At 71.9% G+C, this 19996-nt stretch carries 18 protein-coding genes; 13 read left to right on the plus strand and 5 right to left on the minus strand.

From position 1 onward, the window contains the following. Nucleotides 1-32: 32 nt before the first annotated feature. The gene (locus tag AC3IPY_RS06555; protein ID WP_489187515.1) at nt 33-1325 is read left to right on the plus strand and encodes a M18 family aminopeptidase; all 1293 of its coding nucleotides are present in this window, start codon (nt 33-35) and stop codon (nt 1323-1325) included. Between the two features lie 35 nt (nt 1326-1360). On the opposite strand, the gene AC3IPY_RS06560 is transcribed toward AC3IPY_RS06555, so the two are convergent. Continuing rightward, on the minus strand, nt 1361-2059 hold the full coding sequence (locus tag AC3IPY_RS06560) for a TMEM175 family protein (protein WP_489187517.1): 699 nt from the start codon (nt 2057-2059) through the stop codon (nt 1361-1363). A gap of 117 nt (nt 2060-2176) precedes the next feature. Between AC3IPY_RS06560 and AC3IPY_RS06565 the strand changes: the two genes are divergently transcribed. Next, a complete protein-coding gene (locus AC3IPY_RS06565; protein ID WP_489187518.1) occupies nt 2177-2752 on the plus strand; it encodes a rhodanese-like domain-containing protein in 576 nt (191 codons plus the stop codon). A 35-nt stretch (nt 2753-2787) separates the two neighbouring features. Here the strand turns inward: AC3IPY_RS06565 and AC3IPY_RS06570 are convergent, their stop codons facing one another. Then, nucleotides 2788-4191, minus strand: coding sequence for an L-serine ammonia-lyase (locus AC3IPY_RS06570; protein ID WP_489187520.1), 1404 nt, complete (start codon nt 4189-4191; stop codon nt 2788-2790). 131 nt (nt 4192-4322) lie between these two features. Between AC3IPY_RS06570 and AC3IPY_RS06575 the strand changes: the two genes are divergently transcribed. After that, nucleotides 4323-5354 carry an ATP-binding cassette domain-containing protein gene (locus AC3IPY_RS06575; protein ID WP_489187521.1) on the plus strand — a complete coding sequence of 344 codons (1032 nt, stop codon included), beginning with the start codon at nt 4323-4325 and terminating at the stop codon, nt 5352-5354. After that, a complete protein-coding gene (locus tag AC3IPY_RS06580; protein ID WP_489187523.1) occupies nt 5351-6211 on the plus strand; it encodes an ABC transporter permease in 861 nt (286 codons plus the stop codon). The genes AC3IPY_RS06575 and AC3IPY_RS06580 overlap by 4 nt, the downstream gene beginning before the upstream one ends. A gap of 22 nt (nt 6212-6233) precedes the next feature. Here the strand turns inward: AC3IPY_RS06580 and AC3IPY_RS06585 are convergent, their stop codons facing one another. After that, on the minus strand, nt 6234-9434 hold the full coding sequence (locus AC3IPY_RS06585; protein WP_489187524.1) for an ATP-binding protein: 3201 nt from the start codon (nt 9432-9434) through the stop codon (nt 6234-6236). Nucleotides 9435-9509: 75 nt separating this feature from the next. Here AC3IPY_RS06585 and AC3IPY_RS06590 point away from each other — a divergent pair, with 75 nt between their 5' ends. Genes AC3IPY_RS06590 through AC3IPY_RS06605 form a run of 4 tightly spaced genes read left to right on the plus strand, consistent with a single transcriptional unit; the run spans nt 9510 to nt 11559 of the window. Continuing rightward, the gene (locus tag AC3IPY_RS06590) at nt 9510-9995 is read left to right on the plus strand and encodes a DUF3060 domain-containing protein (RefSeq protein ID WP_489187525.1); all 486 of its coding nucleotides are present in this window, start codon (nt 9510-9512) and stop codon (nt 9993-9995) included. Beyond that, nucleotides 9992-10750: an alpha/beta hydrolase gene (locus AC3IPY_RS06595; protein ID WP_489187526.1), complete on the plus strand. Its 759-nt coding sequence runs from the start codon at nt 9992-9994 to the stop codon at nt 10748-10750. The genes AC3IPY_RS06590 and AC3IPY_RS06595 overlap by 4 nt, the downstream gene beginning before the upstream one ends. A 46-nt stretch (nt 10751-10796) precedes the next feature. After that, nucleotides 10797-11063, plus strand: coding sequence for a helix-turn-helix domain-containing protein (locus tag AC3IPY_RS06600; RefSeq protein WP_489187528.1), 267 nt, complete (start codon nt 10797-10799; stop codon nt 11061-11063). Further along, nucleotides 11056-11559: a Clp protease N-terminal domain-containing protein gene (locus AC3IPY_RS06605; RefSeq protein ID WP_489187530.1), complete on the plus strand. Its 504-nt coding sequence runs from the start codon at nt 11056-11058 to the stop codon at nt 11557-11559. Before AC3IPY_RS06600 ends, AC3IPY_RS06605 begins: the two co-directional genes overlap by 8 nt. Before the next feature lie 104 nt (nt 11560-11663). Here the strand turns inward: AC3IPY_RS06605 and AC3IPY_RS06610 are convergent, their stop codons facing one another. Beyond that, on the minus strand, nt 11664-12182 hold the full coding sequence (locus AC3IPY_RS06610) for a CoA-binding protein (protein ID WP_489188261.1): 519 nt from the start codon (nt 12180-12182) through the stop codon (nt 11664-11666). Between the two features lie 95 nt (nt 12183-12277). After that, nucleotides 12278-13573, minus strand: coding sequence for an O-acetylhomoserine aminocarboxypropyltransferase/cysteine synthase family protein (locus AC3IPY_RS06615; RefSeq protein ID WP_489187531.1), 1296 nt, complete (start codon nt 13571-13573; stop codon nt 12278-12280). Nucleotides 13574-13685: 112 nt separating this feature from the next. On the opposite strand from AC3IPY_RS06615, the gene AC3IPY_RS06620 reads away from it, so the two are divergent. Genes AC3IPY_RS06620 through AC3IPY_RS06640 form a run of 5 tightly spaced genes read left to right on the plus strand, consistent with a single transcriptional unit; the run spans nt 13686 to nt 19943 of the window. Then, entirely contained in the window at nt 13686-15257 is a 1572-nt protein-coding gene (locus AC3IPY_RS06620) for a MoxR family ATPase (RefSeq protein ID WP_489187532.1), read from the plus strand. Then, entirely contained in the window at nt 15254-16012 is a 759-nt protein-coding gene (locus tag AC3IPY_RS06625; protein WP_489187534.1) for a potassium transporter Kef, read from the plus strand. The genes AC3IPY_RS06620 and AC3IPY_RS06625 overlap by 4 nt, the downstream gene beginning before the upstream one ends. Beyond that, entirely contained in the window at nt 16009-17916 is a 1908-nt protein-coding gene (locus AC3IPY_RS06630) for a VWA domain-containing protein (RefSeq protein ID WP_489187535.1), read from the plus strand. Before AC3IPY_RS06625 ends, AC3IPY_RS06630 begins: the two co-directional genes overlap by 4 nt. Beyond that, nucleotides 17909-18535: a phosphohydrolase gene (locus AC3IPY_RS06635; RefSeq protein WP_489187536.1), complete on the plus strand. Its 627-nt coding sequence runs from the start codon at nt 17909-17911 to the stop codon at nt 18533-18535. Before AC3IPY_RS06630 ends, AC3IPY_RS06635 begins: the two co-directional genes overlap by 8 nt. Next, nucleotides 18528-19943, plus strand: a complete 1416-nt coding sequence (locus AC3IPY_RS06640; protein ID WP_489187537.1) for an AMP-binding protein — start codon at nt 18528-18530, stop codon at nt 19941-19943. Before AC3IPY_RS06635 ends, AC3IPY_RS06640 begins: the two co-directional genes overlap by 8 nt. The last annotated feature ends 53 nt before the right edge of the window (nt 19944-19996 follow it).

The following is a 19996-nucleotide window of genomic DNA, read 5'->3' on the forward strand; positions in this document are numbered from 1 at the left end:
CCTGAGCCGGCGATCCGGTGTTGGATTGACCCATGCCCCTCGTTGATCGTGACGCCCATGTCGAAGACCTCGCCTCGTTCATCCGCGAATCGCCGTCGTCGTACCACGCGGCCTCGGCCGTGGCCGATCGGCTCGTGGCCGCCGGCTTCGAGCGGCTCGACGAGGCGGATGCCTGGCCGACCGGCCCGGGCCGCCGGGTCGTCGTGCGCGACGGCGCCGTCATCGCGTGGGTGCAGCCCGAGCCGGCGACCGCGACGAGCCCGTACCGCATCATCGGGGCGCACACCGATTCGCCGTCGTTCAAGCTGAAGCCGGGGGCCTCGACGAGCTCCGAGGGCGTGCTGCAGGCGGGTGTCGAGGTCTACGGCGGTCCGCTGCTGAACTCGTGGCTCGACCGTGAACTCGAACTCGCCGGTCGCGTCGTCACGACCGACGGCACCGTGCACCTCGTGCGCACTGGGCCGTTGCTGCGCATCCCGCAGCTCGCGATCCACCTCGACCGCGAGGTCAACAAGGGCCTGACGCTCGACCGGCAGCGCCACCTGCAGCCGATCTGGGGTTCGGGCGCCGCGCGCGACGTGCTCGCGCATCTCGCGGGCGTCGCGGGGCTGCACGTCGACGCGATCGCCGGGCACGACGTGCTCGTCGCCGACACCGCCGCCCCCGCGCGGTTCGGACTCGACGACGTCTTCTTCGCCGCGGGCCGCCAAGACAACCTGACCTCGGTGCACGCGGGACTCGTGGCGCTGCTCGCCGCGGCATCCGATGGCGGGGCGACCGGCACGCCGTCTGATCACATCAGCGTGCTCGCCGCGTTCGACCATGAAGAGCTCGGCTCCGAATCGCGGTCGGGCGCGAGCGGGCCGTTCCTCGCCGACGTGCTCGCGCGCATCGCGGCGGGCCTCGGCGCCGACGAGGTCGACCGCAGCCGTGCATTCGCGCAGTCGTGGCTGCTCTCCTCCGACGCCGGACACGCGGTGCACCCGAACTACCCCGAGCGCCACGACCCCGTGAACCGGCCGCAGCTCGGCGGCGGTCCGCTGCTGAAGCTCAACGCGAACCAGAAGTACGCCTCCGACGCCCTCGGGTCGGCGCTGTGGGCGCGCACCTGCGAGCAGGCGGGCGTGCCGTTCCAGCCGTTCGTGTCGAACAACGCGATCCCGTGCGGCTCGACCATCGGGCCGCTGAGCGCGACGCGCCTCGGCATCCGCACGGTCGACGTCGGAACGCCGCTGCTCTCGATGCACTCCGCCCGCGAGCTCTCGCATGTCGACGACCTCGCTGCACTGGCGTCGGCCGCCACGGCGTTCTTCGCGCCGGCCTGACGCGGGCTCAGCGGGGCTCGCCGAGCGGGGCTCGCTCAGCGGGGCTCACTCCGCGTGCGAGCCCGACGGGCCGTTCGCGCGGCGAGCATGCCCGCGATCGGCGAGAGCACGATCAGCGTCGCCCAGCACCACCTGCCCGGAACGGCTCCCCACGCGAGGGTGACCGGGATCGACGCCAGGAACACGACCGGGGTCACGAGGCCGGCGACGAGGTCGGCGGCGTTCTGTCGTCGAGTGGTGGGATGCCGCAGGAGTCCTCGTGCCCGCGCCACCTCGTACATCGTGCTCACGCAGATCGACACGAGGGCGACGTTCAGGGCGTACAGGACGGTCGGTATCGGAAGGTGGGAGGACGCCGGGTCGCTGATGCCCTGCGTGGTGAAGGCGAGGAAGATCACGCCCCCGGCGGCGACCAGGTTCAAGATCGTCGTGACCGAGTCGAGGCCCGTGAACTGTCGGGTCAACCTGACGTTCAGCCGCCAGAACACGGCGATGACGGTGAAGCTCAGCACGAACCCGGACGCCTGGAAGACCACGCCCGAGGCCACGAGCGCGTCGAAGGACTTCCAGGCCGCTGCCGGTGGCGCGTCGACGTTCGAGATGAGCAACGTCGCGGCGAAGCCGTACACCGCGTCGATGTAGGAGATGTCACGGCCGAACACCGTGGAACTCGTCGAAGCGAAGCCGGGGTTCTTCTCGGGCGACGCGGCGATGGGGGCTGAGGAGTCTGTCACGCTCTCAGGTTGATCGCGACGACCCGCATCGTCAACGACCGAACCCTGTCAGGATCTCGCGCATCGGCGTCCGGATTTCACGATGACGTCGGCGCGCGCCGATGGCAGGGTCGAGACATGACGCAGGATACGGCCACCCAACTCGCGACCCAGCTCACGACGACGCAGACCCTCTTCGACCACGTCGCCTCGCCCGCCGACGCGATCGCGCATTTCCGCGGCCGCCTCGGCTTCGAGGCCGACGTCTCCGACGTACAGGCCGCGCTCGTCGACGGCGAGGCGTTCGTGCTCATCGACACGCGCAACGATGAGGCCTGGACGCAGGGTCGCGTTCCGGGGGCCGTGCACCTGCCCCGCCGCGAGATCGCCTCGCGCGCCGCGTCGATCGCGCCGGTCGGCACGCCCGTGGTCGTCTACTGCTGGGGCCCCGGATGCAACGGCGCGACGCGCGCCGCACTCGAGTTCGCGGCGCTCGGGTACCCCGTGAAGGAGATGATCGGCGGGTTCGAGTACTGGGTGCGCGAGGGGTTCGCCTTCGACACGGACGCGGGGCTCGCGCAGCGCGCGCCCGACGGGCTCACGAACGTCGTGCCGGGCGGCATCGTCGGGTCGGTCGCAGCGCACGCGAGCGCAAGCGCCGGCCCCGCGGCATCCGTCACCGCGATCGACCACGGCATCAGCTGCGCCTGCTGACGCTCGCCCCGGCAGGAACGCGGCCGAGAAGAACCTCAGCACTCCACGACGTTGACGGCGAGCCCGCCGAGGCTCGTCTCCTTGTACTTCGTCTTCATGTCGAGGCCCGTCTGGCGCATGGTCTCGATCGCGGCGTCGAGCGAGACGAGGTGGGTGCCGTCGCCGTGCATGGCGAGGCGCGCGGCCGAGACGGCCGTCGACGAGGCGATCGCGTTGCGCTCGATGCAGGGCACCTGCACGAGCCCGCCGACGGGGTCGCAGGTGAGGCCGAGATGGTGCTCCATCGCGATCTCGGCGGCGTTCTCGATCTGCCGGGGCGTGCCGCCGAGCACCGCGCAGAGGGCGCCCGCGGCCATCGCGCAGGCGGATCCGACCTCGGCCTGGCAGCCGCCCTCGGCGCCCGAGATCGAGGCGTTGCGCTTGACGAGCGACGCGATCGCGGCGGCCGTGAGCAGGTAGCGGCGAATGCCGGCGGCATCCGCACCCGGCACGAACCGCAGGTAGTAGTGGCCGACCGACGGGATGATGCCCGCGGCGCCGTTCGTGGGCGCGGTGACCACGCGGCCGCCAGACGCATTCTCTTCATTCACGGCGAGGGCGTACGCGTGCAGCCACTCGGTCGACGTGTCGCGTGCGCCCGGATTCGCGGTTCCGACGCCGGTGAACAGCTCGCGTTCGTACTGCTCGAGCTGGCGGCGCACGTTCGGTGCGCGACGGCGCACGCCGAGCCCGCCGGGGAGCGTGCCCTCGGTCGCGAGGCCGTGCTCGACGCAGTCGGCCATGGCGGCCCAGATCGCGTCGAGGCCCTCGTCGATGCCGGTCTCGCCGTGCAGCGCGACCTCGTTGTAGCGCACGACGTCGCAGAACGAGACGTCGTACCGCGCGCAGAGCTCGAGCAGTTCGGCGGCACTCGAGTAGGGGAGCGGGTAGCGCACGACCTCGGACTCCTGCGGCGGGTCGCCGTCGCGGCGGATGAAGCCGCCACCGACGGAGTAGTACGTCTCCTCGGCGAGCGGGAGGGCGTCGCCGTCGTGCCACGCCTGCAGCGTCATCGCGTTGGGGTGGCCGGGCAACCGCGTGCGCGGCGCGAAGGCCACGTCGTCCTTCGTCATGGCGATCGGATGCCGCCCCGCGAGCAGAACCGTCGCGCCGGCGTCGCCCAGGCTCGACCACGCACCCCGCACCTCGTCGGGATCGCACGCGTGCGGTTGGAGGCCCCGGAGGCCGGCGACGACGGCGTCGGGCGTGCCGTGCCCGAGCCCGGTCGCGCCGAGCGAGCCGTAGAGCGTGCAGGCGACCCGGTCGACCCGATCGAGGAGTCCGTGCTCGGCGAGCAGCTCGGCGAACGCCCGTGCGGCCCGCATCGGACCGACCGTATGCGAGCTCGATGGCCCGATGCCGATCGAGAAGAGATCGAGGGCTGAGACGAACGCTGTCACGATTCCAGCGTACGTCGAAGGCCCTGCATGGAATCGGCGTCCTGATGCAAGTTCTTGCGCTTTCACGGTGCAAACGCACATGACAGCGGCGTGCAAGCGCCGTGTGAGCGTCGGCGCGGAGCATGGTCGTCATGACCACATTCACTTCACACGACACCACCGCCGGTCGCGGCTGGGCCGTCGAGGCCGAGGGCCTCGTGAAGACCTTCGGATCCAACCGCGCCGTCGACGGCGTCGACCTCCGCGTCGCGACGGGCACCGTCTACGGCGTTCTCGGCCCGAACGGCGCCGGCAAGACCACGACGATCTCCATGCTCGCGACCCTCCTCAAGCCCGACGCCGGCAGCGCCCGCATCTTCGGCCACGACGTGCAGCGCGAGAGCCAGGTCGTGCGCCAGCTCATCGGCGTCACGGGCCAGTACGCCTCGGTCGACGAGACGCTCTCGGCCAACGAGAACCTCATCCTCTTCTCCCGCCTGCTCGGGCTCGGCCACTCGGCCGCCAAGCGCAAGACCGCCGAACTCCTCGAGGAGTTCGGCCTCACCGAGGCCGCCAAGCGCCCGCTGAAGAACTTCTCGGGTGGCATGCGCCGCCGCCTCGACCTCGCCGCGAGCCTCATCGCGCAGCCGCCGCTCATCTTCCTCGACGAGCCCACCACGGGCCTGGATCCGCGCACCCGAGCACAGATGTGGGACACGATCCGCCGCCTCGTCGCGACCGGTTCCACGGTGCTGCTCACGACCCAGTACCTCGACGAGGCCGACCAGCTCGCCGACCGCATCGCGGTCATCGATCGGGGCCGCGTCGTCGCCGAGGGCACGGGTGACGAGCTCAAGGCCTCCGTCGGCGAGTCGAGCCTCGAGCTCCGGCTCGTGAACGCGGGCGACCGCGAGGACGCCCGCGTCGCCATCGAGCGGGTGCTCGGCGTCTCGCCGACGCTCTCGCCCGAGGCCGGCCGCATCACCGCGCCCATGCACGAACCCGACCGCATCGCAGACCTGCTCATCACGCTGCGCGACGAGGGCATCCACCTGGCCGAGATGAGCGTGCAGAAGCCCACGCTCGACGAGGTGTTCCTCACCCTCACCGGCCACGGCGTCGAAGAGGAGACCACCGAGGCGAGCTTCGAAAGCGACGCCGAGCTCGAAGGGAGCCGCGCATGACCACCATCGCACCCGACACGAAGACCAACGCTCCGAGCGCCGTCGGCACGACCACGATCACCCCGGGCGTGGAGCGCAGCCTCAAGAATCGCGTCTCGATCTCCGAGACCGTCTCGCACACCTTGACGATGGCGTACCGCGGCCTGCTGAAGATCAAGCGCACGCCCGAGCAGCTCTTCGACGTCACGCTGCAGCCCATCATCTTCACCGTGATGTTCGTGTACATCTTCGGCGGGGCCATCTCGGGCGACATCCCGAGCTACCTGCCGATCATCATCCCCGGCATCCTGGTGCAGACCGTCATCACCGGTTCGATCGTCACCGGCGTGCAGTTGCGCGAGGACATGGACAAGGGCGTGTTCGACAGGTTCCGTTCCCTGCCGATCGCGCGGATCGCCCCGCTCTCCGGCGCGCTGCTGGCGGACACCCTGCGGTATGCGATCGCCACGGCGATCACGCTCCTGATGGGCTTCCTCATGGGCTTCCGCCCCGACGGCGGCCCGGCCGGGGTGCTCGTCGCCTCGCTGCTGGTCATCGCCTGCGCGTGGGGCCTCAGCTGGATCTTCGCCTTCTTCGGCGTGATCGCGCGCACCGCCTCGAGCGTGCAGGGCATCTCGATGCTCGTGCTGTTCCCGCTCACGTTCCTGTCGGGCGCGTTCGCACCGACCGACACCATGCCCGACTGGCTGCAGACCGTCGTCGCCTACAACCCGGTCACGCACCTGGTGAACGCGGCGCGCGAGCTCATGAACACGGGCGTCTTCGGTGCCGATGCCTGGCTCACGCTCCTCGGCGCGGCCGTCATCGTGGCGATCTTCGCGCCGCTCACCGTCAGGGCGTACATGCGCAAGGCCTGAGCCGAGACGGTTTCGGCCGGCCTCACCCCACCCGAACGGGCTCCGCGATCAGCGCGCGAGCCCGTTCGGTGCGTTCGGCCCTGCTGAGAGCGGATGCCGCGGCGCGGGCGGACGCGAGCCGTTCATCACCCACATGCTCGGCCATGAGTCCGGCGAGCGTGTCGAGCCGCAGCGCGGGCAGGTCCTGTCGGGCGTGCAGCACCTCGGCGAGGGCGAAGAGCTCGACGGCGCGATCGGACAGCGACGGATGCCGCACCGCCCATGCGCTCCATCCGGCCGCCACCGTGCCGAGCACGGGCCGATCGACGAACCCCGCCCGCGCGCGGAGGGTGGCCACCATGCGTCGGCGCATCGTCTCGGCCCACGCGGCGATCGTCGTCTCGGGCCAGTCGGAGAGCGCACCCTGGGCCACGAGCGTCGCGAGCATGATCTGGTACCAGGGCGAGGAGCGCTGCGTGCCCGCGGTGAACATGCCCACGATTCGCGACGTGCGCTCGAAAGCGCGCTCGGTCTCGCCGCGGATGCGGTCGAGCTCGGCCAGGCCGAGCTCGGCGGTCATCGCCTGCGGGATGCCGTCGCTCGTCACGCGGTCGTCGGCCGCCTGCGCGAGGAGCCGGCTCTCGGCCTCGTCGAGTCGTCCGAGCGAGATCAGGTGACTCGTGATCATCCAGTCGATCTGCAGCAGGTCCTGGCTCGCCTCGAGTCGTGCCATGCCGGTGTACGCCTCGGTCGCCCAGTCGAGCGCCTCCTGCGATTCGCCCCGCTGACCCGCCAGCTCGGCGAGCATGAGCGCCGACATCGCGGACGCCCACGCATCGCCGACCTTCGCCGCGAGGCGGTGGGCGCGAAGCGCGAACTCGGCGGCCTCATCGGGCTCGCCCTCGTTCTCGGCGAACTGCGTCCAGAAGATGCTGCCGAGCAGGGCCGTCTCGGGGTCGGCGGCGTCGGACATCGTCCTGATCTGGGCCTCCGCCCGCTTCAGGTCGGGAAGGCTCATGAGGAAGCTCGCGAGCGCCGCGATCCAGGGTGCGACCGGATGCCTCAGCTTGGCCACGCCGCGAAGGCGGGCGAGTGCCCGGAGCCCGGTCGTGGCATCCGACGCGAAGCCGGTGCCGGCGATGAGCGTGTACGTGAGCATGGCGGCTTCGGCATGCTCGGCGTCGGGACGCGAGCCTCGGGTGGCCTCGAGCACGCTGGCACTCAGCGCGATGATCTCGGAGTGCGCGCTCCGCACCGTCCAGAAGTACCCGAGCGCGGCGAACACGCGGAACACGGTGGGGGCGTCGCGGCGCTCCATGGCCTCGCGCAGCACGGCGACGAGGTTGTCCTGCTCGATCGCGATGCCGGCGAAGGTCGCGAGTTGCGCCGCCCCCCGCACGTTCCGCATCGCGTCGGCCGTGAACGCCGACGCCCACTCGGCCATCGACGCCCTGACCTCGGCACGTCGGGCCTCGTCGAGTCGGAGCTGTCCGAACTCGCGCACCGTCTCGAGCATCCGATATCGCGGGCGTCCGAGCGGATCGTCGGTGACCGCGAGCAACGACTGCGCGATGAGTCCGTCGAGCACCCAGAGCGCGTCGGGGGTGCCGAGCACCGCCTCGGCGGCGTCCGCCCCGAATCCGTCGACGAACCAGACGAGCCGCGGCAGGGCGGCACGCTCGGCGGGCGTCAGCAGTGCCCAACTCCACTCGATGACCGCGGCCAGGGTGCGCTGGCGCTCGGGGGCGGTGCGGTCGCCGCCGGCCAGCAGCGCGAACCGGTCGGCGAGCCTGGTCTCGATCTGCTCGACGCTCATCGAGCGCACCCTCGCCGCGGCGAGCTCGATCGCGAGCGGTAGGCCGTCGAGGCGGTCGCAGAGGCGCTCCACGACCTCGAGGGGGAGCGAGGCCGACGGCCTGGCGGCGCGGGCGCGCTCGAGGAACAGCCTGGCCGCGGGCCCTGGCATGGCGTCGGAGCCGATCGCGGCGAGCGTCGGAAGGGGGTACACCTGCTCGGCGGCGATGGCGAGCGGGCTGCGGCTGGTCGCGAGCAGTCGCAGCGTCGGCACCGCGGCGAGCAGCTCGGCCGCCCAGGCCGCGATGCCATCGACGATCTGCTCGCAGTTGTCGAGCACGAGCAGCGTCGGACGTTCGGCGAGCAGCTCGATGATGCGGGTGCGCGCATCGCGTCTGGTCACGGCGGCCTCGGCGAGGCGCTGGCTCGCGCTCGACTCGCGGATGCCCATCGCCGAGCCCAGGGCGAGCCCGACATCGCCGTCGGACCGAACGCTCGCGAGCTCGACCACGACGACCGAGGCGGCGTCGGAGCGCAGCGCGATCTCTTGTGCGAGCCGCGTCTTGCCGAGACCGCCGGGCCCGAGAATCGTGACGAGCCGGTGCCCGGCGAGCAGGTGCTCGATGGCCGCGACATCCGCATCTCGCCCGATGAGCTCGTTCGGCGCGGCACGCACGCCGATGCGGTGGCGGGGCTCGGCCGGACCCGCCGCGGGCGCCTCGTCGCGGAGCAGCTCGGCGTTCACGGCGATGAGCTCGGCCGACGGCGAGACGCCGAGCTGGTCGGCGAGCCGTTCACGGAACCCCGCGAACGCGGCCAGGGCATCGGCACGGCGACCGGATGCCGCGAGCTCGCGCAGCTGGGTGGCCACGAGCTGCTCGTTGAGCGGGTTCATGGCGAGCAGCACGCCGAGGTCGTCGGCGGCGCCGGCGTGGTCGCCGGCGGAGGAGCGCAGGTGCGCCCGGCGCCGGAGCAGGGCCGACCGTGCGGCCGACGCCCGTTCGGCGAGCGCTTCGGCGATCGGGGCCTCGCCGAGGTCGGCGCCGGGCTCGCCGTGCCAGAGCGCCAGGGCATGATCGAGGGCGACCGGATCGGTCGCGGCATCCTCCGACACCCGTGCAGCCCTGGTCAGGTCGAGCTGGCCGCCGTCGATGCCGAGCGCATACCCGCCGGGGGCGGAGCGCAGCAGGCCGTCGGCCGTGACGGCCCGCAGGCGGCTGACGAGCGTCTGCAGTGCCGCCTTGGCGTTGCGGGGCGGCGCCTCGCCCCAGAGTTCGTCGACGATCGTCTCGACGCCCACGGCGCCGCCCGGCTCCCTCGGGAGCACGGCGAGCACGGCGATGAGCGCCTTCGCCAGGGACCCGGCGGGTTCGAGCGGTGCGCCGTCGCGGCCCTCGACCGAGATCGGGCCGAGCACCGTGACGCGGGGCGGCTCGGGGGCGTTGTGCACGGCACGAGCCTACCTGTGCGGTTCGCCGCGGGTGTCTAGGCTGAGGCGGAGGGGTACCGAGCGAGGGAGGCCGGCGTGAGAACGCATGCGGGAGCACTGATCGGGCTGGCGGGCATCCTGTTGCTCGCCGGTTGCGTCGCACCCGGCGGCGACGGATCCGCGACAGGCGGCCGTCAGCAGGTCTCGTGCGCCGAGGCGGCGAGCATCACGCTCGACGGCACGCGCGTGAGGTACGAGGTCGAGGGCGATTGCGCCGAGGTCATCGTGCGCGGTGACGACCTCGACGTGCGCATGGGCGCGAGCACCTCCCTGCGCATCGAGGGGCGCGACAACGACATCGAGTCCCGTGCCGGGCTCGGCGCGGTCACGATCAGGGGCGACGACAACGACGTCGAGGCGCGCACCATCGCCTCGATCAGGATCGAGGGCAACGGCAACGACGTCGAGGCGCCCCAGGTCGGGTCGGTCGAGGTGTCGGGAGACGACAACGGCATCGAGGCCGACAACGACCCGCAGCCCGTGCGGCTGAACGGCAACGGCAACACCGTGGAGCGCCGTTGACCGCGGCATCCCGCACGCTCCGCGTGATCGTCGCGGTGGTCGCCGTGCTCGCGCTGCTCGTCGTGGGCTTCCTCGTCTGGGCGAACACGGTGTTCCAGGGCGAGCGCCCGGCCTCCCTCGAGGCGTGGCGCGATGCGCGCGTGAGCCTCGAGTCGTTCGACGACGCCGTCGTGATGGCACCCGTGCACGAGGCATCCGATCGGGGGCTCGTCTTCATTCCGGGTGCCAGGGTCGATCCGTACGCCTACCTGGCCAAGCTCGTCGACGCGGCCGCCGAGACCGGCACGACCGTCGTCATCACGAAGCCGACGCTGAACCTCGCGTTCTTCGATCAGCGACCGCTCGACACGTTCACGCGGCATGCGCCCGCCGTGACCGAGTGGTACGTCGGCGGGCATTCGCTCGGCGGCGTGCGCGCGTGCATGATGGCGGCCGACACGGATGTCCCGGGCGTCGTCGATATCAGGGGCGTGGTCTTCTTCGGCTCCTATTGCGCGAACGATCTCAGCGGCACCGACCTGGCGGTGCTCAGCCTCTCGGGCGGCGATGACGGGCTCAGCACCCCCGACAAGATCGAGGGCGCCGCGCATCTGCTGCCAGGCGATGCGACCTTCGTGCAGATCGAGGGTGCGAATCACGCGAGTTTCGGCGACTACGGCGTGCAACCCGGCGACGGCGTCGCCACGGCATCGGATCGGGAGGTGCGCGACGCGATCGCGCTCGCACTCTCGGAGTTCTGGACTGGCGCCGAATAAGCAACTGGGGTTGACAGCCGTCATGTTAGCAACGTAGGTTGCTTACATGAACACGCCCGCACCGAACCCGCAGGGCCCGAATCGTCTGGGCCCTGACCCTACCGGAGTCGAGGCCGACGACCTCGCCGCCGTCGTCGCCCTGCGCGACCTCGCGGATCGGCTCGAGGACGCCGCCGTCGAGCGCGCCATGCGAGCCGGCTGGAGCTGGTCGCAGGTCGCCGAGGCGCTCGGCGTCACCCGGCAGGCCGTGCACAAGAAGCACCACCGCCGCCTCGAAGCCGCGGGTATCGAACTGAGGAGACGCAATGCCTGACATGCAGCCTTCTGGAGCACTCGAGAGAGATCTCGGCCCGACCGTGAAGTCCGTCGTCATCGGCTCGATCGACGAGGCCGCCGAGCGCGGTGCGGCGAGGGTCGAGGCGGAGCACCTCCTGCTCTCCATCGCCGGCAGCGGCGACCTCGCCGCACAGACGCTCGCCGGGTTCGGGCTCGACGTCGACCGCATCGACGCGGCGCTGCGCGACGAACGGGCGCATGCCCTGCGGGCGGCCGGTGTCGAGCCGGTCGCCGAGGAGCGGCTGCGGGCCACCCGCGACGGGCGCCCGATCTGGGGCGCGTCACTGCGCGAGGCGCTGCGGAGCGCGGACTTCCGGGCGCACCGCAGCCGGCCTCGTGGCGAACGCGAGAGGCTCGCCGTGGTCGACACGCTCGTGGGCGTGCTCAGCGCCGATCTCGGCACCGTGCCGCGGGCGCTCGCCTACGCGGGGGTCGACCGCCGTGAACTCATCGCCGCGCTGCAGCGGCTCTGACGTGAGCGAGGTTCGGACGTGAGCGAGGTTCCGACGTGCTGATGCACGCTCGGGCGCTGGCGGCGGCTCGAGGGCCGTGGCCGGCGCCCTCGCCGGCCACGGACTCAGCGCAGCGTCTTGCGGGCCGTGATCTGCCCGGTGTCGAAGCCGAGCAGGTGCAGGCCGCCGTGGAAGCGGGCGTGCTCGACCTTGATGCAACGGTCCATGACGACGGTGAGCCCCTGCTCCTCGCCGGAGTAGGCGGCGTCTTGATTCCAGATGCCGAGCTGCACCCAGATGGTCTTGGCGCCCACCGCGACGACATCGTCGATGACGCTCGGGATGTCGCTGCCGCGGCGGAACACCACGACGATGTCGGGCACCTCGGGAAGGTCGGCGAGGCTCGCGTAGGCGGGCTGGCCGAGGATCTCGGTCTCCATGGGGTTCACGAAGTACAGGCGGTAGTCGCTCGACTGCTGCAGGTACGTGCCGACGAAGTAGCTCGAGCGCTGCGGCTTCGGCGAGGCGCCCACGATCGCGACCGACTTCGCGGCGCGGAGGATCGCGAGGCGCTGCTTGGCATCGGGTCCGACCCAGGTGCGCTGCGACTTCAGCAGCTTCGCGAGCGGTGAGCTCGCCGGCAGGTCGCAGGAGAGGCCGTTGACGAGCCGGACCGTCTCGGTGGCGGCATCCGTCTCGGTCGTGGCATCCGCAGTGCTCGTGGTGTCGGTCACGCTGGTCATCGTGCTGCTCCCGTCGCTGCCGTGAGGGCCTGGTCGAGGTCGTCGATGATGTCCTCGACGTCTTCGATGCCCACGCTAATGCGCACGACGCCGGGAAGCACGCCCGCGTCGACGAGCTGCTGCTCGGTCAGCTGCGCGTGCGTGGTCGACGCCGGGTGGATGATGAGGGTCTTCGCGTCGCCGATGTTGGCCAGGTGCGAGGCGAGGTTGACCGATTCGATGAGCTTCTGGCCGACGGCGCGGCCGCCCTTGACCTCGAAGCTGAAGACGGAGCCGGCGCCCTTTGGCAGGTACTTCTGCGCGCGGTCGTGGTGCGGGTGGTTCGGCAGGCCGGCCCACCAGACGTTCTCGATGCGCGGGTCGGACTCGAGCCACTCGGCGACCGCGCGCGCATTGTCGATGTGGGCCTGGATGCGGTACGGCAGCGTCTCGACGCCCTGCGCGAGCAGGAACGCGGAGTGCGGCGCGAGGGCGGGGCCGATGTCGCGCAGTTGCTCGGCGCGCAGGCGGGTGAGGAACGCGTACTCGCCGAAGTTGCCCGACCACTCGAGCCCGCCGTAGCTCGGCACCGGCTGCCCGAACAGCGGGAACTTCTCGGAGTGCCAGTGGAACCGGCCCGACTCGACGACCACGCCGCCGAGGGTCGTGCCGTGCCCGCCGAGGAACTTGGTCGCCGAGTGGGTGACGATGTCGGCGCCCCACTCGATGGGGCGGTTGAGGTAGGGCGTCGCGATGGTGGAGTCGACGATGAACGGGATCTCGTGGGCGTGCGCGACATCGGCGAGGCCCTCGAGGTCGGCGATCTCGCCGGACGGGTTGGCGATGGTCTCGACGAAGAGCGCCTTGGTGTTCTCCTGGATGGCGGCCGCGTAGTCGGCGGGGTCGGAGGAGCGCACGAACGTGGTCTCGATGCCGAAGCGGCGCAGGGTCACGTCGAGCTGCGTGATCGAGCCGCCGTAGAGGTTCGCGGAGGCGACGATGTGATCGCCGGAGCCGGCGAGCGAGGCGAAGGTGATGTACTGCGCGCTCAGGCCCGACGCGGTCGCGACGGCGCCGAGGCCGCCCTCGAGGCTCGCGACGCGCTCCTCGAAGCTCGCGACCGTCGGGTTGGCGAGGCGGGAGTAGATGTTGCCGTACTTCTGCAGGGCGAACCGCGCCGCGGCATCGGCCGTGTCGTCGAAGACGAACGCGCTCGACTGGTAGATCGGCAGGGCGCGCGCGCCCGTCACCTGATCGGGGATGTTGCCCGCATGGATGGCGCGGGTCTTGAAGCCGTATTCGCGGTCTGCCATGCAGCAACGCTATCCGTGCCGCCGGGGCCCTCCGCCCACCGCCGTAATGCAGTGCAATCAGATCCGCACGCAGCGCCATCGCTTCGACCGACCCAGCCGTTAGGCTGGCGCGATGTCCGATCGATGGCACAGGGTCTCCGCTTCACCCACCACGCCCGGCGCGGGCGGCCCGACGGCGGGCATCACCGCCGAGGACCTCTTCCTGGAGCCCGACGGCGAGACGGCGCCCCGGCTCGACGAGAAGCTGCGCCAGGCGTACTACTGGATCGTCAACCGTGCCGTGATCTCGCCGTACTACGACCTCGAGTTCTCCGACGGCGCGCCGGTGACGTTCGCCCTTGGCGATGCGGGGGCGGAGCTCACGCTGCCGAGCGACGCGTCGTACTCCTCGAACGTGCTGATGCCGCTCATCACGTTCGCCGTCGGCGGCAAGTGCCTGCTCATCGGAGGGCCCGGCCGCGGCAAGACGACCGTGGCCGTGCTCATGGGCGTGCTCGCCGGCTCGACGAGCGATGAGGTGCGCCGAGGCGTTCAGCAGGGGCATCCTCAGCTCGGCGTGAGCGACCTCGTCGGCATCCCGCTGCCGCGCGATCTCGTGAACGCCGAACGACTGGCCGACATCCGCGTCGCCTGGCGTGACTGGCTCGGCCGCCCGGTGAAGATCATCGACGAGTACAACCGGATCCCGACGAAGACGCAGTCGGCGCTGCTCACGATGGTGGCCGAGGGCTACGTCGAGAGCCACGACCAGATGCTGCGCACCAATGCCGACGGCGGCGTCGAGAGCTGGTACTTCACCGCCAACGACGACGCGGGCGGGGGCACGTTCCCCGTCATCCAGGCGTTGCGCGACCGCATGGACGTCACCGTTCCCGCCGCGGGCTTCAACGCGCATTTCTTCGACGAACTCGTCGCCCGCGTCGAGGCGGGCGAGAAGCCCGAGGAGCACGTGCCGGAGGAGCTCGTGTTCACCGCCGACGAGCGTGCGCGGATGCGCGCCGAGATCCGCGCGCTGTCGCTGCCGTCGACGGTGCGTCGCCAACTCGAGTTCTTCTTCGGGCAGTTCGAGTTCGTGCAGCACGGCGGGCGGCGGTTCGAGTACCGCACGAAGGACACGGTGACCACCGCGGGCGGGCGGGTCAACGAGGTCATCGAGCAGAACTCCGGCGCCGACCTCGAGGCCGACCTCGGGGCGCAGACCCTGAACGGACTGTCGGTGCGGCCGCTGCAGACGCTGATCATGTACGCGAAGGCGATGGCGTGGTTCCGCGGCCGCGCCGAGGTCGGCCTCGACGACGTCGCCGCGGTGCTGCCGTTCGCGCTGCGCGGCAAGCTGCTGCCGAACCCCACCCACCCGAGGTTCGACGTGGGCGCGGAGCGCGAACTCGCGACCGACCCGATGAGCTGGCTCTCCGACCTCTTCGCGCAGTCGCGGCGGCAGTTCACGGCGCTCGGGCTCGGCCAGGACGATCCGGTCGTCGACCTGCTCGCCGAACTCGACGCCGGCCTCGACGGACTCACGAGCATCGAGGCATCCCGTCGCATCACCGAGATCGAATCGCGCATCCGCACGATCGCCGCGACCGGCAAGCTCTACGGCCGCAACTTCGACGACCTCACCGCGCTCAAGTACCTGCACCAGCGGTACACGGCCTACCTGCGTTGGGCGGAGCGCGCCGGATGATCGCGCGCCCGAGCACCGTCGCCGATCACCGGTACCGTCCGCTGATCGTGCCGGATGCCTCGGCCGAGGCCGTGGCGACCGATGCGCTCGCCGCGGCGGGTCTCGATCCGGCGATCGCCGTGCGCAACGTCGTGCGCCGAGGCGGCCGCGAACGGGTGTTCCGCGCGGCGCTCGGCGCGGGCGTCGCCGCGCTCGGCTCGGATGGGCCCGGTTCGGATGGGTCCGGCTCGGACGGGCCCGGCTCGCGCGAGGACCTGCTCGAGATCGTGTCACTCGCCGGGTGGCGGTCCGGGGTGCTCGCGCTGCGCGACCACGCGCTCGCCGCATGCGAGGTCATGCGGCAGCGCGACCGCGCCGGCATCGCGGCCGCGGTGCTCGGCATCGGGGAACCCGAACTCGCGAAGTTCCTCGAGCGGCAGGTGCTCGACCGGTACTGGTGGCCGGGCCGGGCGGCGTCGAACGGGTACGCCTGGTCGATCGGCGGGTTCGCGGGGTTCGGCGACGCGTGGATCGAGCCGGCCGACGCGTGGCATCCGCTCGATGAACCCGGTGCGTTCGCGATCCGGGTCGCGGGGGTCTGGTGGCGCGTCGACGGCGACGTCTGGGGTGCGCGGCTCGCACCGCTCGCGGGCGAGGTGCCGGAGATGACCGCGACCCAGCCGCCGTCAAGACAGCCGCCCTCGGCGCCGGTCGTGTCGATCGTGCTGCGCCCGGCGACCCATCTCGCGTGGCTGCACGTGCGGGAACCCGCATGAGTGCGGCCCGGTCGGCGGATGCCGCGCCCGGTCCGAACGCGGTCGCGGTGCCGATGGACGAGGCCGCCCGTGCCGCGTGGGTCGCCGCGCAGGCGCTGTGGCACGTCGAGATGCACGAACCCGAGCTGCGGCCGGGCGCGGGCGCGGAGCACGGGGCGGCCGCCTGGTTCGCGTTCCCACCGTCGATCACGGTCGACCCGGCGATGCTCGTCGCCGACGGCATCGGCGACGAGCTCGCCTCGGTGTTCGCGCATGAACTCGGTCACCACGTGCTCGCACCGAGCACGCGCATGGACTCGCTCAAGATCCGCCATCAGATGGGCCGCGCGCTCGTCGCGTCCGGCGGGCGCGAGGATCCGCGGCGGCAGGCGTACCTCGCGAACCTGTGGAGCGACCTGCTCGTCAACGTCCGCGTCGCGGAACTGCAGCGGCGCGCCGAGCCCGAGGCGAGGGAGGTCGGACTCGCACGCATGATGCGGCTGATGTTCCGGACTGCGTTCGACGCGCCGGACCGGCTCTGGTGGGTGTACCGACGCGCGTACGAGGTGCTGTGGCGTCGTGCGCCCGGCACGATGTGCCCGGCCGACCCGCCACCGCTGCCTGAGCGCCGAGCGGCACCGATCGGCTCGATCGGCGCGCACGGAGTCGACGGCCCGGACGCATCGCCGTCGGTCCCCGATCGTTGGAGCGAGCAGGAACGGCGGCTCCAGGAGGCCCGCGCGGCGGCCGACCGCATCGAGGACCAGCTCATCGAACTCGCGATGACCCGCCCAGAGCCCGACGCGACGCTGGTCGCGGAGACCGTGCGCACCTTCGCGACCGACCCCGTCTCGGGAGCGCTGCGGTTCGGCATGCTCGCGGCGCCGTACCTCGTCGAGGCCGACCGGCTCCTCGGTCGCACTGGCGGGCTCGACGGGTTCGGCATGGGCGTGTGCGACGCCGACGGCGGTGAGGCGAGCGGCGACGAGCGTGGTCGGATGCTCGCCGATCGACGCCTGCACGATGCCCCGATCGACCCGCGTGAGGCGGCCTATGGCCGTGACTCCGCCGGGGCGGCGAAGGATCGGGCCGCTGGGCAGGGGTACGGCGTCGCCGACACCCGCGGCCTCCACGGCGCGTTCGACCCCGCCGCGCTCGCCGAGCGGTACCGACGCGATGCCGCCCGGTGGGTGCGCCCGTTCACCGAGCGGCGGGCGTCGCAGCCGTCGATCGAGCTCCCCGGACCGACCGAGGTCTGGGAGGTCGGCGACGACCTCGCCGACCTCGACTGGCCGACGACCATGCAGGGCGGCATCGTGCCGATACCCGGGGTCACCACCCGCAGGCGGAGCTGGATCGAGGGCGACGCCGAGACGGTCGAGGCGAGCATCGTGCTCGATCTGTACATCGATTCCTCGGGGTCGATGCCGAACCCGGTGCAGGGGTCGCCGGCCGTGCTCGCCGGCACGATCCTCGCGCTCTCGGTGCTCCGCGGCGGCGGCCGGGTGCGGGTCACGAGCTTCGCCGGCCCGGGTCAGGTCGCCGGAACCCACTGGTTCCTCCGCGATCCGACGGCGGTCATCGAGGCCATCGCGACCTTCTTCGCGGGCGGCACGTCGTTCCCGCTCGACCTGTACGGCTCGCGGTACGCCGGGCTCGCGTCGCCGCGCGACGACGAACGCCGCCATGTCGTCGTGCTCTCCGACGAGGGGCTGGACTCGATGTTCGGGCGCGGCAACGAGAAGTTCGCCGGCATCGCGGCGGCCGTCCGCGCGAAGCTGACGACCGGCACCCTGCTGCTGCTCGACCCGCGGCGGAGCATGGAGCAGGTCGCGGCCGATGCGGGGTACGACGTGATCTACCTCGACTCGATGGACGATGCACCGGCCGCGTGCGTCAGGCTGGCGGAGGTGCTGCATGGCTGAACCCGACGAACGGCTCGCCCGCTGGACGGAGCTCGCCGGAGACGAGGACGAACGCTGGCGGAGGGCGCAACCCGGCCCCTCGGTCGCATCCGTCGCCGCGCGACTCTCGAGCACGCCCCGTCCCTTCCTCGACGACCGGGTGCAGCTCGCGGCGCTCGCCGCCGACACGCTCGGGCCGGCGGGTACCCTCGCGAGCCTGCCGTTCGCCGCGACGCGCGAGGTGCGGCTCGGCGCGGCGATCGGCCTCTGGCTCGTGGCATCCGAAGAGCTCGTCGAGCCGCTCGTGCCGGCGCTGGCGGCCGGCCGTGCACCCGCGGCGGGCGCGATGGCGATCGACGCGCTCGCACTGCGCACGGCGAGCGCGACCGACCCGCTCGACTGGCTCGCCGACGACGCACGACGCGAGGAGGCGGCGCGCACGTTCCTGCTCTGGTGCGGCCACCTGCCCGCCGGAGAGGACGCCGCGACCGCGCGCTCGACGCTCGACGCCCTCGACTCGCTGGCGCAGAACCGGGCGCTCGCCGAGGCGTATGCCGAGCACCGGCATCGCGCGGAGGTCGCGCGTCACCTCGCGGAGGCGCGGGCGAAGGAGGCCGCGGCGAGGTACACGCGTGAGTGAGCCCGTCCGAGGCGAGACATCCGACCCGCTCGCGCTCGCCGAGTACCTGCCGGGCGCGACGGCCGTGCTCAGCGACGCCGAGCGGTGGCCGACGCTCGATGCCGACGGCGCTGCCCGACTCGATCGGCTGCGCAGGCATCCGCACGCCCCGGCCTGGGTGCATGCGACGGGCGACCGGTTGACGGCCGAGCAGGTCGAGCGCACGCGGCACCCGCTGCCACTGGACGGATGGCTCGACGAGCACCTCGCCGTCGCCCGGCGCCTCCTGCACTATCGGGGTCTGGGCGAGCTCGCGGCCCTCGAGGAGTTCCCGACCGTGTCGCGCGCCGATCTCGTGCGCGACATCGCCGCGTTCGTGCCGCTCGATGCGGATCTCTCCCGGATGGTGCACGGCTCGAGCTCGGGCTCGACGGGGGCGGCGGTGCAGCTGCCCGACGACGTCGAGGAGGTCGCCCGCGGGTTCCACCTGCTGGTCGACCTGGTGCGCGCCGAGGGCGTGGACTGGCGACCCGACGGCGAGCGGATGGCGCTCGCCCACACCGTGCACCAGCGACAGGCGTTCACCTATGCGTCGGTGATCAGCGGGTTCGATCAGCGCACGATGGCGCGCGTCAACCTGCATCCGGCGCAGTGGCCCACGGCCGTTTCGCGGCGGGCGTTCCTGCTCGACCAGGACCCGCAGGTCGTCACGGGCGACCCGACGAGCCTCGCCGAACTGCTCGCGCCCGACCTGCGCGACGCGGTCCGCCCGCTCGCGCTCTTCTCCGGTGCCATGGCGCTGTCGGCGCCGCTGCGCGCCGAGCTCGAGCAGGCATTCGGATGCCCCGTCTTCGACGTGTACGGACTGCATGAGACGAGGCCCGTCGCGGTGCGCACCGACGACGGGCCGTTCCGGCTGCTCGCACGTCGAGTGCTGGTCGAGACGCTCGACGACGCGGGGAACGCGGTACCCGACGGCGCGATCGGCGAGCTCGTGGTGAGCGCGGGCGAGAACCCGTTGCTGCCGCTGGTGCGGTACCGCACGGGCGACTTCGGGCGGCTGGTGCGACTCGCCGACGGCAGCGTCGGCATCGCCGACCTCGAGGGGCGAGAGCACACCCGGTTCGTGGCCGCCGACGGTCGCGCGGTGCCGTGCGTCGACCTCACCCAGGTGCTCCAGGCGAACGGCGCGCTCGGCTGGGCGGTGGAGCAGGATGCCGCGGGTCGCGTCGAGGCGACGATCGCGGGCGGCGACGCCGCGGGCGTGCGCGCTGCACTCGAAGCGCTGCTCGGCCGGCCGGTGCCGGTGCGCAGGGTCGGGCGGTTCGCAGAGCTCGGCGAGGGCAAGCCACGTCGGTACCGCAGCACGGCGACCCCCGCGCAGCTGCACCCGCCGGATCTGCCCAGCCCTGACGTGCACAGCCCCTGACGTGCACAGCCCCTGACACGCCCAGCCCCTGATCAGGCCGCTCCGATAGCCTG

The sequence above is a fragment of the Agromyces sp. GL_144 genome (genome assembly GCF_057834305.1).